Annotated in this window: 22 protein-coding genes and 1 pseudogene; 9 read left to right on the top strand and 14 right to left on the bottom strand. The window is 34.8% G+C overall.

All coding sequences use genetic code 11. The features are described 5' to 3' along the window. Positions 1-496: sigma-70 family RNA polymerase sigma factor (locus ACEN33_RS10440; RefSeq protein ID WP_407095050.1), on the bottom strand; the 496-nt coding region annotated here is incomplete at its 3' end. A 176-nt stretch (positions 497-672) separates the two neighbouring features. Here ACEN33_RS10440 and ACEN33_RS10445 point away from each other — a divergent pair. The 5 genes and pseudogenes from ACEN33_RS10445 (at position 673) to ACEN33_RS10465 (ending at position 2320) form a co-directional block, all read left to right on the top strand. Beyond that, complete coding sequence (locus ACEN33_RS10445) at positions 673-1209, top strand: helix-turn-helix domain-containing protein (protein ID WP_407089971.1); 537 nt, start codon at positions 673-675, stop codon at positions 1207-1209. A gap of 26 nt (positions 1210-1235) precedes the next feature. Continuing rightward, the gene (locus ACEN33_RS10450; protein WP_407089973.1) at positions 1236-1469 is read left to right on the top strand and encodes an IS3 family transposase; all 234 of its coding nucleotides are present in this window, start codon (positions 1236-1238) and stop codon (positions 1467-1469) included. Between the two features lie 18 nt (positions 1470-1487). Beyond that, on the top strand, positions 1488-1676 hold the full coding sequence (locus ACEN33_RS10455; protein WP_407089974.1) for a hypothetical protein: 189 nt from the start codon (positions 1488-1490) through the stop codon (positions 1674-1676). 215 nt (positions 1677-1891) lie between these two features. Beyond that, a pseudogene (locus ACEN33_RS10460) lies at positions 1892-2053 on the top strand (IS3 family transposase). A gap of 138 nt (positions 2054-2191) precedes the next feature. Then, positions 2192-2320, top strand: coding sequence for a hypothetical protein (locus tag ACEN33_RS10465; RefSeq protein WP_407089976.1), 129 nt, complete (start codon positions 2192-2194; stop codon positions 2318-2320). A gap of 82 nt (positions 2321-2402) precedes the next feature. On the opposite strand, the gene ACEN33_RS10470 is transcribed toward ACEN33_RS10465, so the two are convergent. Further along, the gene (locus ACEN33_RS10470) at positions 2403-2552 is read right to left on the bottom strand and encodes a hypothetical protein (protein ID WP_407095052.1); all 150 of its coding nucleotides are present in this window, start codon (positions 2550-2552) and stop codon (positions 2403-2405) included. 74 nt (positions 2553-2626) lie between these two features. Further along, complete coding sequence (locus ACEN33_RS10475) at positions 2627-3250, bottom strand: hypothetical protein (RefSeq protein ID WP_407089977.1); 624 nt, start codon at positions 3248-3250, stop codon at positions 2627-2629. 315 nt (positions 3251-3565) lie between these two features. Here ACEN33_RS10475 and ACEN33_RS10480 point away from each other — a divergent pair, with 315 nt between their 5' ends. Continuing rightward, positions 3566-3865 carry a DUF5960 family protein gene (locus ACEN33_RS10480; RefSeq protein WP_407089978.1) on the top strand — a complete coding sequence of 100 codons (300 nt, stop codon included), beginning with the start codon at positions 3566-3568 and terminating at the stop codon, positions 3863-3865. Positions 3866-4058: 193 nt separating this feature from the next. Here the strand turns inward: ACEN33_RS10480 and ACEN33_RS10485 are convergent, their stop codons facing one another. From ACEN33_RS10485 to ACEN33_RS10505, 5 genes are read right to left on the bottom strand one after another with little or no spacing between them, the layout of a single operon-like run. Beyond that, entirely contained in the window at positions 4059-5414 is a 1356-nt protein-coding gene (locus ACEN33_RS10485; protein WP_407089979.1) for a CHAP domain-containing protein, read from the bottom strand. Next, positions 5386-5625, bottom strand: coding sequence for a phage holin (locus ACEN33_RS10490; RefSeq protein WP_407089980.1), 240 nt, complete (start codon positions 5623-5625; stop codon positions 5386-5388). Before ACEN33_RS10490 ends, ACEN33_RS10485 begins: the two co-directional genes overlap by 29 nt. Continuing rightward, the gene (locus ACEN33_RS10495; protein ID WP_407089981.1) at positions 5609-5875 is read right to left on the bottom strand and encodes a hypothetical protein; all 267 of its coding nucleotides are present in this window, start codon (positions 5873-5875) and stop codon (positions 5609-5611) included. The genes ACEN33_RS10490 and ACEN33_RS10495 overlap by 17 nt, the downstream gene beginning before the upstream one ends. A 60-nt stretch (positions 5876-5935) precedes the next feature. Further along, the gene (locus tag ACEN33_RS10500; RefSeq protein ID WP_407089982.1) at positions 5936-6163 is read right to left on the bottom strand and encodes a DUF2922 domain-containing protein; all 228 of its coding nucleotides are present in this window, start codon (positions 6161-6163) and stop codon (positions 5936-5938) included. A 37-nt stretch (positions 6164-6200) separates the two neighbouring features. After that, the gene (locus ACEN33_RS10505) at positions 6201-6398 is read right to left on the bottom strand and encodes a hypothetical protein (RefSeq protein ID WP_407089983.1); all 198 of its coding nucleotides are present in this window, start codon (positions 6396-6398) and stop codon (positions 6201-6203) included. A gap of 565 nt (positions 6399-6963) precedes the next feature. Here ACEN33_RS10505 and ACEN33_RS10510 point away from each other — a divergent pair. Then, on the top strand, positions 6964-7593 hold the full coding sequence (locus ACEN33_RS10510) for a DUF4145 domain-containing protein (protein WP_407093749.1): 630 nt from the start codon (positions 6964-6966) through the stop codon (positions 7591-7593). Between the two features lie 172 nt (positions 7594-7765). Here ACEN33_RS10510 and ACEN33_RS10515 read toward each other — a convergent pair whose 3' ends face one another. The 6 genes from ACEN33_RS10515 to ACEN33_RS10540 are packed head-to-tail and all read right to left on the bottom strand — an operon-like array spanning position 7766 to position 11210. Continuing rightward, entirely contained in the window at positions 7766-8476 is a 711-nt protein-coding gene (locus ACEN33_RS10515) for a hypothetical protein (RefSeq protein WP_407095053.1), read from the bottom strand. After that, complete coding sequence (locus tag ACEN33_RS10520; RefSeq protein WP_407095055.1) at positions 8476-9303, bottom strand: hypothetical protein; 828 nt, start codon at positions 9301-9303, stop codon at positions 8476-8478. Before ACEN33_RS10520 ends, ACEN33_RS10515 begins: the two co-directional genes overlap by 1 nt. A 15-nt stretch (positions 9304-9318) precedes the next feature. Beyond that, a complete protein-coding gene (locus ACEN33_RS10525) occupies positions 9319-9744 on the bottom strand; it encodes an ORF6C domain-containing protein (RefSeq protein WP_407089987.1) in 426 nt (141 codons plus the stop codon). A gap of 12 nt (positions 9745-9756) precedes the next feature. Beyond that, a complete protein-coding gene (locus ACEN33_RS10530) occupies positions 9757-10623 on the bottom strand; it encodes a DUF3102 domain-containing protein (RefSeq protein WP_407095057.1) in 867 nt (288 codons plus the stop codon). A 36-nt stretch (positions 10624-10659) separates the two neighbouring features. Then, complete coding sequence (locus ACEN33_RS10535; RefSeq protein ID WP_407089989.1) at positions 10660-10953, bottom strand: hypothetical protein; 294 nt, start codon at positions 10951-10953, stop codon at positions 10660-10662. Further along, a complete protein-coding gene (locus ACEN33_RS10540) occupies positions 10953-11210 on the bottom strand; it encodes a helix-turn-helix transcriptional regulator (RefSeq protein WP_407089990.1) in 258 nt (85 codons plus the stop codon). The genes ACEN33_RS10535 and ACEN33_RS10540 overlap by 1 nt, the downstream gene beginning before the upstream one ends. 201 nt (positions 11211-11411) lie before the next feature. Between ACEN33_RS10540 and ACEN33_RS10545 the strand changes: the two genes are divergently transcribed. Both ACEN33_RS10545 and ACEN33_RS10550 read left to right on the top strand, forming a co-directional pair. Continuing rightward, a complete protein-coding gene (locus ACEN33_RS10545; protein ID WP_407095060.1) occupies positions 11412-11978 on the top strand; it encodes a helix-turn-helix domain-containing protein in 567 nt (188 codons plus the stop codon). A 51-nt stretch (positions 11979-12029) separates the two neighbouring features. Further along, a complete protein-coding gene (locus ACEN33_RS10550; RefSeq protein WP_407095058.1) occupies positions 12030-12590 on the top strand; it encodes a hypothetical protein in 561 nt (186 codons plus the stop codon). Positions 12591-12713 lie beyond the last annotated feature (123 nt).

Raw genomic sequence — 12713 nt, forward strand, 5'->3', positions numbered from 1 at the left:
TATCTCTAATTTGTTTCTTTCTTTTACTAATTGTTTTACGACTAACCCCATACTCCATTGCTAACTGTTGTGATGTGTAGTTCCCACTGAGAAGGGCCCAAAATAACGTAATTTCCGTACTATTAAGCCTCTTTTTTACTTCTTCGTAAAAGGATGTGATTGCTAATCGACTGTCTTCTAATAGGCCTAATCCGTCTTCTTCTATAATTGTAATATCTAAGAGCGACACTTCATCCTTTTCTTTTTTGTCTGACCGGAATAGATCGATTAGATACCAAGTCAAACCACGCTTAGCAAAATTAGTGAATCGGTACTTGTCTTTAACAAGCGGGTCGCCGTCAAAATTCTCTGCTATCTTTATAAGTTTGATACGTAACTCTTGCAGGTAATCTTCATACTGATTGTCTGATGGATAAATATATAAACTCTTCATAACACGATGGATTAGTGGGTTGTATTGGTCTAGTAACTGCTCAAAATCTTCATTCGTTTTCAAAGTCTATCTCACTCTCCTTTTACTATTAATGATAGCGTCATTATAGGGTTTTAACAGCGCAATCGGTTCAACAAACTGTTAGATGTATCCAGCTTTAGACAAATAAAATAACCGTAAATAGGCTAAGATTTTGTAGTGACCCCCTAAATCCGGACATGGATTTAGGGGGTTTTTAGATGGAAAAAGAATATAATAAAGAGCTAAGATTGACGATAGTTAAAGAAAATGAAGCGGGTGTTTCACACAAGAGCTTATCTAAACAATATGGTGTGGCACGTAGTACAATTAAAAATTGGTGTTATCAATATCAAATGTATGGTGAGGCTGGGATTGAAAAAAGTTTATCTAAATCGAAATATAGTGGCGAATTCAAGTTACCTGTTTTAAACTATAGAGACATACATCAGGTGTCCTATAGAGAAGCGGCTGAACACTTTGGTATCAAGCAAGGATCAACGATAGCTAATTGGCAGAGAGCATATGATACTCAAGGATTCGAAGGCTTAAATGGGCCACCAGGACGTCAAAAAAATAAAGGAGACCGTGCTATGACTCATCAAGATAAGCAACCTCGAAACCTATCACAATCTGAACTAGAAGAACTCATTGAATTAAGGGAAAAAACGATGTATTTAGAAGCGGAGAACGCGTATCTAAAAAAGTTGAAGGCCTTGATCCAGAAACAATCAAACACAAAGAAAAAACAAAAATAATTCTGGAGTTAAGGCATGACTTCCCAGTGATTAAGCTTAGAACTTGGCTTGAGTTGATGGCCATTCCTAAAAGTTCATTCTATGAATGGAAAGCAAAATTAAATCAACCCGAGGACGATACTGAAGAGAATACACTCATCGAGGAAATTAAAGCGATTATTGAAGCGTCAAACCAAAGTTATGGTTATCGCAGAGTCACCTTAGCTCTAAATCAGCGAGGACGTAAAATAAATCATAAGCGTGTCTTAAGAATTATTTGAGAAGATCAACTCTTGTGTGTGAAATTCCGCCGTAAAAGTCGTCGATATCGTTCATTCAAAGTGGAAGTTGGAACCATCGCTGATAATCAACTGGATCGCCAATTTGTTACGAAAGAATCAAATCAGGTTTGGGTGAGTGATGTGACTGAATTTAAAGTAGCCCATTCAGAAAGCAAAATGTATTTATCGCTGATTATGGATCTCTAAAATAGTGAAATGACCGCGTATAGTCTCAGTCAATCTCCGACGGTTCAATTTATCAATCAATCACTTGAAGATGCATTAACAAAACTCCCTGAGCAACACGGCTTAATGTTACACACCGAACAAGGATTTCATAATCACCATGGGTCAACTTACTTGAAGAAAACAACATTTGTCAGAGTATGTCCCGACGAGGGAACTGTCTAGATAATGCACCGATGGAAAACTTTTTTGGTTTATTGAAGCAAAAAATGTATTACGGTGAAACATTTGAAAGTGTCGGGGAGTTAGAAGCACGAATCAGATCATATATTTACTGATACAATCACGAACGTATCAAAACAAAACTAAACGGCCTGTCACCTATTCAATATAGATGACAAGCCGCTTAGTAAAAATATTCAATTAAAGTCCGTTTTTAAGGGTGCACTACATATGCAAAAATACACAATCCAAACTTTAAAGAGGGGCGCCCAAAGCGTAAATTAAGCGTTAGATATTTAAAAGCAATTGATATAATGCAAACCAATAGTATCGCAGAGTCAGCTACAATCACAGGTATAAGCGTAGCAACGTTAAAACGTATTAGAAAGCAATATAAAGACGAAGTTTCTAGAGGAGAACGTAAAGCGGAATTCCAGATATAGTAGTGTGATTCACTAGTATAATACTCTAACCAGAGACCAATTCATCGTGTAATTTTGTTACTAATAGTTTTTAGTTATTACTCTATTTATTCAATATATTTTGAACAAACTCTTTAACGATATCTGCTAAACTTCTATCAAATAAAACTTGAAAAAACACATCTAGTATATACTTTATGAATACAGTTAAAACCCCAATGTAAATTAGATTTAATATTTCTTTTTTTCGCATACTAACATCTCCCTTAGCAATATATTGCATAATATTTGAATTATATTTCGATATACTTTATCCTAATCTTAACATTAATAGTTAGGAGATGAAAATATGAAGAATGCAAAAGCTAGGCGCATTTTAGCAACAACTGCGTCAGCATTAGGAATGTTATTTTCATTAACGGGTACTTCGTTATTATTCGATTCAGTAAGCTTCTTTGCTTCTTGAACAACAGTGTGATCTTTTAATAGATTACTACTGCCGCTATAATCAATAAGCATACTATCATACGTTTCAACTGTACCATCGTTTAAAAACGCTAATTTGCCTTTGGCTAGTTTTAAATCTCCACCGTTGATTAGCTCGGTAACATAATTAACGTCACCATTAATACGATTTAATATTTTTTCAAGTTTAACTTCTTCGCTATCTGGTAAAGCAAAGGGAATCTCTTTTTGCTTTGCAATATCAGCAATACGTCTTAACACTAGCGGACTATTCAAATGTTTTTCTGCATACTCTAATAATTCATCGTGATCCACATCAATTTGACTTAGTAAACTCAATTCATTCATTACTTCTTGAGTGACTGTTTGGCGGTTGCCCTCAATACGCTTTAATTCTGATTCTCTAACTTGATTCAGCATTTTTTCAATAGAATCGGTAGCAGAATCTCGTTTTTCGGTTATTTTCGCTTTAAGCTCGGCTTTCATTTCGTCTGCTCTTTTAGGTGTAATATCTTGTTTTTGTAATTTATCATGTATTTCTGAAATTTCATTGTTATAAAGTATAATTTCTCACATACCAACCTTGTATCGAATTTGTCGGTTATCCGATTAATTCGGTATTTTTTTATTACCATAGTTAGGTGACTCACGCGCTTTTTGCGTGTGTCGATATTACATATCAATTTCACTTCGCTAATCCAAGATTGATTGTTCGCAGAACATTCAATGGAAAAACCTCCTTGACGATGCGAACATTTGTTCTTATAATTAACGAACATTGCTTCATTAAGGAGGTATTTTATGGACTTTACAAAATTAAATAGAAGCAGCGTGCAGTTTGATTACTTTAGTGACAACTACAACCGATTTAAAACTGATTTTAACAAGTATTCAAATATGGTCATCCCTTTACCATTTTTAACAGAAAACATACTACTTACTATGAGCGAAGCTCAAGTTAATTACTTCCGCTTACCATTTCCCTATTCGAAGGACAATCGCGATCACTTCTTTATATTCAAAGTAAGTATGCAATCTGATAACCAACAAGTTAGAACTTATGAGTACTTACGTCATGCACTATCATTAAATAAAAAGTAAACAGAATTATCAGTATGCAATATAAAAATCACGCAACTCATTAGCTCCGCTCGGTGTTTCATTCTCGTGACCGCTTCCCGCCCTTACGGGCTCCAGCCGGACTCGAATGAACCATTCGCTACGCTAATGAGTTGCGTGATTTGCTTAATAATTAAGATAGCTTATTTACCAAAAATTCATACATTTAACAGGCTTATACTACATCCTCATCAAGTAACCAACCAATTGGAACACCGTCGTTCCCGAGTAGATATGCTTGATTTACAACTTCTTTTTCTTCAATCAGTTCAAACTCTAAATCTTTCGCAAATGATGCGATAGCTTCGCCTGTTAACCATTTGGTCGCAGATGGAGCAATCTTATACTTTCTAGATGCTTCCTTATGAGTACCTCCACCGTTAAACAAATTATCTAACTTACCTAAGACACTAGGATTCTGCTTTTCAATCGCATCTTTACGGGCTTCCATCCGACTTAAGTAATCTGTATACCCTAATGCAGCATAATCATACTTCGCACCACCAATTTTAAATAGTCCTTTTACAGCTTCTTTAAAATTGCCTATACCACTTACTTTATAGATTCCATTTGGACGGAGTAAATACACCCAGTCTTCAAGAAAATCCTCTACGGTAGAGTAATGGATATAATTTCCACCCTCATTACTTGGTCTTTTACTGCCTTTAGTCTTATTTACTTTAGGATTACCTACATATGACGTAGACCAAGTCATTCCACCCCAATTATTATCAATCTTTGCTACATTGGAATTGCCCCATAACCCTTCAAAATGTAACATGACAATTAAAAGACTAGGTAATATTTTATATTCATTGGCTAAAGACAGGATCTTCTCTACATACTTTTTAGATAAAATAGCTCCATTGTATGATAGAGAAATCACTTCACTTGAGTTAATAGGCTTGTCTACAGTCGGTATTAGCAACTCATTTACCTTAGACTGAACAGCATTCGCATCATAACCTGCTTCTAGCAATGCACTGATTCTAGCTTGTCCGGTACTCCATTTTCCAGCTATCACTTCTTTTGCTACTTCATCAATAGTTTTCTTTAATTCACCTATAATCTTGTACTTCGGACGTGCATACCCTTTTATCCGCTTATCATTCCATGCGAAAGTATTGCGCTCTACTCGTCCATTACTATTCCCTTCAATCGTTGTGATGCGATTATTCTCTACTTTCTCAACAAAGCCAATATGGTCCGCCCATCCATTAGAATCCCAGTCAAATGTGACAACATCGCCCATTTTAGGAAACTTCTTTCCAATCCAAATCCCTAGTTCATTGAAAATAGCAATATGCCTCTGCACCCCACACTCACGACCAATCAATTGACTTGCTCCTGCTCTATCAGCAATAAAGCTTATAAACGTGTCACACCAATCATCACTATATTTTACTAGATAACCAACGGGTACAGGCTTAACTTGATTATAAGCATCTATGATGCGGTGGTGTGCTTGTGTGCCTTCTTGAACTCCTAGATACTCACGTGCCTTAGCTATAACTGATTGTGCTGTTACCATTATTTGTACCTCCATCATAATAATTTTTTGATGAAATCTGTAAAATAGTTCCAATAAATACAGTGAATAAATTAACTGTAGATACAACTACATCAGAACTTGAGTAACCATATAAGTCGCCTAATCCTTGGATCAGAACAGAAACTGCCGGTAAAACGATTAAAACAAACCACTTCAGTGAGTCATATACTCTATTATTTAAAGATATCATTTAGGTTCTCCTTTAAAGTTCTTTGGATATCATTCAATTTTGATTCAACTACAAAAAATTTTGATTCATGTGAATTCACTTGCTTAGTTACTTCACGAATTTTTAACGTGTTGTACTCTAAATCTCGTTGCATCACATCTAGGCGAGTAATAAGATTTTGAATAGACGTTATTAAACTAATAATCTTTGTTGTTAATGTAATAACAGCAACCATCGCTCCCGCTAAACTACCTAACTCAATTAAAGACATATAAGCCCTCCTTTCTAAAAAAATAAGCCCCGCATTAAGCGAGGCCAATATGGTTTAATACTAAGCAACATAGATTTCTTCAACTGCACGACGTACATAACGTGCTGCAGTACCTACTGCATATGAATCTCCGTTTACTCCAACGAAAATTTCCGCTCCCGCAATAGTATCAAGTGCAGATTGAACTTCTTGACTAGATAATCCTTCTTTTGGATTTTTAATTGAAATTTTCTTTGAAGCTCCACCTTCATCTTTAAATAGTAATTCTAGATTTAAAGTTTCTTCCATGACTATCCCTCCTTTCTAACTTAATATGCTAAATGGCTTAACTATAGAAGTAAGTTTCAACCGCTGTTGTTTGTGCAATTGGCTCTTGCATAACACTTTGAAGTGCATTACGAACTGATTGAACTTCAGCTGCTGGTGCATCCTGTGTTAAATCTCTTAACGTCACTGTTGTTTTTTCTTCAGTAACTGGATTAATCGCTTGAAGTTTTAAGCTTGCAGATAAGAACTCTTTCATGCTATCCCTCCTTTACTTAATATTTAAAGCGCTTCACTATTAATAACGAAAATTTTCTATTTATTGTCACCCCATGGCTTTTCTGGGGATTTAGATTGACTGACTCTAATAATGAGGTTTCAAATCACCTATAAAATGCATCTGAATAGGATTTGTGAGTCAAATTAACTTATGTCTTTATACTATTAATATTATCTTTCTACTGGCAATTTACCAGACCAATCGGCTCGTCAACTTGGTTAATCGACCTAATTATTGGCAAATAAAATAACCGTAAATAGGCATCTTTTTAGCCTAAATACGGTTACTTTTAAATTTATGTTTTTTTGCTCATCCTGAGGATAAGTCTTTTAAAATCCACATCAGAAAATTGTGAACGGATTGGTTCGGACGAGTCCGGCTGGAGCCCGCGAGGGCGGGAAGCGGCAACGAGTACGAAACAAGGAGAGAGCAATTTTCTGATGTGGATGTGAATAAAGAACACATCATAGATATTTAATCGCTTACAATTCTCTCGCTTGTTCTATTAAACTTTGATATATTGATTTTCAAGGAGGGGACTTAAATGACAAATTTTGATTTAAATAGCTCTGTTCATGAGTTAAAAAAACATTTTTACTGGAAAGGTGATTCTTATCCAGCAATTAATGCTTTTCATTGCGGTCATTGCGGTAGACATACTTCATCAGAACGTGGTTTGAAAATGTTTAGTACTACCAATACTGATAAGCAGATTGAAAATTATGGTGTTTATATTTGTAGTTATTGCAACTTACCTACTTTTCTAATTGAAGAAGGTCAAATTCCAGGTTTAAGATATGGTGAAGATGTTAAGAATCTTCCAGAAATGCTAAACAAAGTATACACAGAAGCACGAGATTCATTTTCAGCTAGAGCCTATACTGGAGTGGTTTTATTATGTAGAAAATTATTAATGCATATTGCTGTAGAACTTGGTGCTGAAAGCAATAAACGATTTATAGAATACGTAAACTATCTTGAAGAAGAAAATTATATTACCGCAAGAAGCAGAGTATGGGTTGATTCGATTAGAATTCAAGGTAATAGTTCCACACATGAGATAGAAATAGCTACAAAAGAAGAGGCTGAGAAAATGATAAAGTTCTCTGAAATGATTCTAAAAACAAACTTTGAATATCCATCTGAATTTGAAGTTTTAGATGATGAAGCATAATTTATGAACAAGCTTTAAGCATAGAAATATCACCACCAAGCGAACAGCTCTCTTCTTGTTTCGCTTTCGTGACCGCTTCCCGCCCTCGCGGGCTCCAGCTGGACTCAATCGAACCAATCGTTCGCTATTCGCTTGGTGGTGAAGCTTTATTACAGTACTAGACTAATCGTCTTTAGATAGCTTGTTTATAGAACTCAGCTCTATCCTTAACTCCCTCTGATATACATTTAACAAAATCAGTATCAAAGTTGATCTCCGTTAGCCCCCAAATATAATAAATAAGCAGGTTTAGTGAAAATGATATGTCATAACCAGATAACATTCCTCTTGCGATCAGTCCTAATTGCTCAAATGTATCTAAATCCGGATAGTATTGATATTCTAAAACGTCATCTTTAATATTTAGAATATCTTTAATTCGTATAATGGATATATATGTATCTACAATCAGCATTGTTGCACGCTTCGTACATACTACTCTTTGTAAATTCTCTAAATTTGATACGATGCGTAAATAATATTCAGACACCGTTGTTGCTTCAATAAACTCTGTGTTAATTGTGTCATGACTAATACTCAACACACCCTTTATGATATATGATTCTCGTGATAATCTTGCTATTTGCCACAAATCAGTTGTGCGAATATAGCTAATCGCATCATTTTCATCAATCTGATAAATACTAAAGCGATACATATCACCGATGCGACTATTAAAATATGACTCTGCATCGGCACCAAAAACCTCTTTTGTTTTATTTGATTTATCATCAAAAAATTCAAGAATCGTAATCGTTGCTGCTTCTAATACTTCATCGATAGAATTATATAAGTTTCCAATCTTTACCTTGTTAATTTGATCATACGCTGCAAAATATTTCACTATGCTGATTTCCCTTCTTTATCTTTATGCCAATTTGAAAGTATCTTTGATGCATACTTCAGAGGATAAGTTGCTGTTTTAGATAGTGCAAGTGCACCTACAACCTTTTCCACTGAAAGTAATTCAGTCCAGTACTCTATTTGCTCTATAACTTCTAGTGTTGGTTTACCAAAGTGGTGCTCATAGTAAATAATACCTTTATTAATATAATTTGATGATGTCTCTGATTCGCCTATCGATTCGGGGGGCGATTCATAGCCACGAATATGATTATGGTTATTATTATCATTATCATTATTATTTTGGTTGTAGTTATTATTTTGGTTCTCATTCTCATTACTCGTAAAAGTCATAGAAAATGGAATATTCCTTTTCTGTAGCTCTAACTCAAAGAGTCTTTTAATTGTTTGGTCGAATACTCTTACAGACGTTTCAAAAAAGCTTTGCAAACTCATATAAGTTTGAAGTATCAAGTCTGGGTTAAGGACCATTGACAGCTCACTTTTTAATAACTGTGCAACTGGATCCCCGCCCTTCATAATGCTGTAAGTTAATGATTTAAGTAGTGTTATCTCTTGTGTTTCAGAACTATAGATAATTAGATTGTATTTGTTTTCGAATCGGTCTAAAAGCACGTTAATTACGTCAGTAGTATAGCCGGTTTCAAAGCTCATGACTTTTTTTGATAAGCGATAAATTCCTACCTGGGTCGTTGCCGGATTCGTCATAAGATATAAGATGAAATACTTATCTTCAACTGAATAGTTTTCTACTGTATATGGGTCAGTCCAAAATGAAATTGGTATCACTCTTTTTGGGGGCGCCATTAATGTCCATTCCTCCTACTTCACTTTATTTGCTTCAAGGATTTGTTTTCGTAAGCTCTCAGACGGAAGCCATCCAGTCCAAAAGTTTAATGCACTTTCTTGGTCTTCACGTTTTAACAGGTCGTATCTTGGTATTTTAAAATGCTTTTTAAACGCACTAGCAGCTTCTCTATATACTGCCCCACTTATCTTACGATTTTTATAAGCTGGTGAGCTTTTACCGCCTAAAAGCTCAATAACAATCTGTTTACGTTGCTGTTGTAAAAAGCTTGCGATAACCGGATTAATGGGTTGTTTATTCTCTATATAATCTAATCGATCATCAATTTGTTTTATTTGAGTTGTTTGCGATTTAATTAATTGTAAGGTCTCACTATAATGCTCCATCATTTGACTGAAAGACTTCGGAAATTGATTTGTTGCTACCATCTCATTATTCATAATAAGGTCCTCCTAGTAATCGTATTCTTCAAAATCTGCTTCTATAATGTTTGATTTATGTAATAACCCGTACATATCCTCACACCACTGACTAACTGAGGTAACTATCTCTTCAAACTTCTGATGTAAATCCATATTATTGCTACTTGCTTTAAATGTTGAATGGTACTTCATAGGTGATATTGTTATGAGTAATGTGTCTACAGTTCGTTTTAAGTCATGCAAATCAAGTGTACTCGCAATTTGTGATTCAATTTTTCCAAGTTCAGTTTTATTTTGATTAAGTTCTCTTTTCAAAGTATCAAGTTGATCCGCTTTTTCTTTAGACTCTTCCTCACGTTGTAGAACATCTTCATATTGTTGATTCACTTGAGCAAATCTCATCTTCATTGACTCGAGCTCATACTCTAGTGTCTCTATATGCAGTCTGTCTTGTTCTCTTTGTCTAGGTGGCTGTATTACTTCTTGAGTGGATTTAACAGGCTCACTTTCCGTATTAATGCTACTTTTCATCTCTTTAAGTTCTCTTACTGTCATATCTATTGGTGGTTTTATAGCACCACTACTCGTCATTGCAGGAGTATGTCTGCTTTCTTCTGGTAATGATGCGATAAGATCAAGGGCACTGAGTCCTAAATGGGACAACGTTGTCTCATTTTCTGGTAGCTCCTTGGCTATTCGCATCATCCGACTGGCTTTTCTCCGCTCTATCCCTACTGTATTCAACCAATCAATGAATTCACCATGCATAAGGTCTTGTTCTTTTACATGGTTTAAACGACGTCCAATCTCCCAAATAGATCTACCCATCGATTCTTTAAACATTTTGATTTCAGACTCAATGACATTCAGATTGCTAGATAACATTAATTGATTCATATGATATCTTTAATTCCTTTCACGCTGGCACGTTTCTTATATTTTATGCTGATTCATATAACGTTCTATATCTTTTCTGTCATAGTAGACTCTGCTTTCTATCCATATCTCTTCCAGTCCACAAGCTACCCAATTCTTTAGTGTTGCGTGTCCTATGCCGAATTCAGCACACACATCCTTCTGTCTAAGGTAGGCCTTCCTCTTCTCCCTTTCTAGCTCTTCAATCCGCGACTCTATTTTCTGAATGTAGTTAAAGATATTCACCGAGTGTCTTTCAAACATGCTGTTTGCTATATACTCAAATGCTTTTTCGGTCGTCATTGTCTCCATTAGCAAGCTTCCGCCGTTTTGTTGTCGTACTCAAAACCAATTGTATTAACTGAAAAAAATATTTTAAAACAATCCTCTGAGGTGAGATTTAGAGTGAAAATCATGCCATTAATGACGTCATAACTGGGTTTCGTTTTACCGTTCAAAATATTGCTTATCGTTCCGCGATTAACGCCTATCAGTTGAGCTAACACACCATTATTTAAACCACACTCCGCAATTTTTGCTTTCAATAAGTTCTTGTTAATAATTTCCATGAATCCTCCTAAAATATGCATGAATTAAGATTATTGATTAATTGAATTAATAATCTATTCATAATTTACATAATTTCTATAAATGAATCAAGCGATTTTTTCATTTTGTGGAACGATTCATCACTTATATGTTGCTAAATGTGAGAGAGTTCATTATAATGATTAATAGATTAACAAATAGGAGGTGAATAATTGGAACAAGTGAATCGAATAAAAATGGCTAGGGAAGAAAAAGGCTTATCGCTATCAGAGTTAGCTACTTTAATAGGGAAAGGTCGTAGTAGTGTTTTCAGATATGAGGCAGGCCAAGTACCAATTGATGTGGTGCATGACTTAGCTAATGTACTTGAAGTGTCTCCTGCCTACCTGCTAGGTTGGTCAGATTCAAAGATACTCGATGTAATTGCTGTACCACTTATAGATAAAGTAGTTAACGGGCAATTTATTAGTAAAGAATCTATCGAAATTCCGGTCAAGAGTGTCGTAACAAGTAACTTATCATTTTATAAAGTGGAGGATACAGCAATGAGACCGCATATTATTGAAGATGCACTCGTTCTAGCTAAAAATGAAACGAATGCTGAAGATGGGAGTTTAGTCGTTATACTACCCGATGGAGAAACTACACCATTAGTGCGTATCATAAAGTATGAAGGCGATAATGTGTTGTTTATTGCGGGGAATCGCTACAGTAAAATTTATACGATCGCTGACGCAGCTGTTCTTGGAGATGTTGTGTCAATTACTTATACGTATAATAATATTTAGAGTTTAAAATCTTCTATCACGCTGGCACGCTATTAGATAGGAGAAGTAAACATGATAGAACAATATAAACTGAAAAATGGATCAGTAAGATATAAAGTGGATTATTACCTAGGTATCAATGAATATACTGGAAAAAAAGACCGGATTAGACAAAGTAGTTTTAGATCATATAACGAAGCAGAAATATTTTTAGCACGTGAAAAAATAAAATATGAAGAAAATGGTAGACACGTTAAACTTGCTCCTAAAAAAGTTAAGTTTGATGATGTCTATAGACTATGGTTTAAGCAATACAAGTTAACGGTTAAAGAAGTAACCTATGTCACTTTATTACGTTCTGCAAACATACATATTTTACCAAACTTTGAGGGTATATTTATCAATATGATCGATGTCGAAAAATGTCAAGATGTTATAAACGATTGGTATTCATCATATACAAAAGCTACTATGTTAGTAAGCTGCGTTAATAGAATTTTTAAACTCGCAATTAGTTTAAATTACTGTAATGAGAATCCAATGGATAAAGTGATTCGTCCTAGAAACACACATAAAGAGGATTACGAGGCGCCATTTTACACAAAAAATGAATTAAAATACTTTTTTGAATGACGAATTTACAATTTAAGTGCAACAACAATAATAAAATAAAAAAAGATCCATAGTTTTCCTATAAAATAGATGTACCAACCAACTATTAGAAGGAGAAAGCTATGAATCCATACACACATCTTA

Source organism: Ruoffia sp. FAM 24228 (assembly GCF_045528575.1).
In the GTDB taxonomy this organism is placed as follows: Bacteria; Bacillota; Bacilli; order Lactobacillales; family Aerococcaceae; genus Ruoffia; species Ruoffia halotolerans.

Excerpts from the sequence above, each read along its gene's own strand:
- ACEN33_RS10470 (WP_407095052.1), bottom strand. The coding sequence starts at position 2,552 with ATGCGAAAAAAAGAAATATTAAATCTAATTTACATTGGGGTTTTAACT.
- ACEN33_RS10480 (WP_407089978.1), top strand. The coding sequence starts at position 3,566 with ATGGACTTTACAAAATTAAATAGAAGCAGCGTGCAGTTTGATTACTTT.
- ACEN33_RS10485 (WP_407089979.1), bottom strand. The coding sequence starts at position 5,414 with ATGGTAACAGCACAATCAGTTATAGCTAAGGCACGTGAGTATCTAGGA.
- ACEN33_RS10525 (WP_407089987.1), bottom strand. The coding sequence starts at position 9,744 with ATGAATAATGAGATGGTAGCAACAAATCAATTTCCGAAGTCTTTCAGT.
- ACEN33_RS10495 (WP_407089981.1), bottom strand. The coding sequence starts at position 5,875 with ATGTCTTTAATTGAGTTAGGTAGTTTAGCGGGAGCGATGGTTGCTGTT.
- ACEN33_RS10490 (WP_407089980.1), bottom strand. The coding sequence starts at position 5,625 with ATGATATCTTTAAATAATAGAGTATATGACTCACTGAAGTGGTTTGTT.
- ACEN33_RS10520 (WP_407095055.1), bottom strand. The coding sequence starts at position 9,303 with ATGGCGCCCCCAAAAAGAGTGATACCAATTTCATTTTGGACTGACCCA.
- ACEN33_RS10540 (WP_407089990.1), bottom strand. The coding sequence starts at position 11,210 with ATGGAAATTATTAACAAGAACTTATTGAAAGCAAAAATTGCGGAGTGT.
- ACEN33_RS10550 (WP_407095058.1), top strand. The coding sequence starts at position 12,030 with ATGATAGAACAATATAAACTGAAAAATGGATCAGTAAGATATAAAGTG.
- ACEN33_RS10505 (WP_407089983.1), bottom strand. The coding sequence starts at position 6,398 with ATGAAAGAGTTCTTATCTGCAAGCTTAAAACTTCAAGCGATTAATCCA.
- ACEN33_RS10475 (WP_407089977.1), bottom strand. The coding sequence starts at position 3,250 with ATGAAAGCCGAGCTTAAAGCGAAAATAACCGAAAAACGAGATTCTGCT.
- ACEN33_RS10465 (WP_407089976.1), top strand. The coding sequence starts at position 2,192 with ATGCAAACCAATAGTATCGCAGAGTCAGCTACAATCACAGGTATAAGC.
- ACEN33_RS10535 (WP_407089989.1), bottom strand. The coding sequence starts at position 10,953 with ATGGAGACAATGACGACCGAAAAAGCATTTGAGTATATAGCAAACAGC.
- ACEN33_RS10500 (WP_407089982.1), bottom strand. The coding sequence starts at position 6,163 with ATGGAAGAAACTTTAAATCTAGAATTACTATTTAAAGATGAAGGTGGA.
- ACEN33_RS10510 (WP_407093749.1), top strand. The coding sequence starts at position 6,964 with ATGACAAATTTTGATTTAAATAGCTCTGTTCATGAGTTAAAAAAACAT.
- ACEN33_RS10530 (WP_407095057.1), bottom strand. The coding sequence starts at position 10,623 with ATGAATCAATTAATGTTATCTAGCAATCTGAATGTCATTGAGTCTGAA.
- ACEN33_RS10445 (WP_407089971.1), top strand. The coding sequence starts at position 673 with ATGGAAAAAGAATATAATAAAGAGCTAAGATTGACGATAGTTAAAGAA.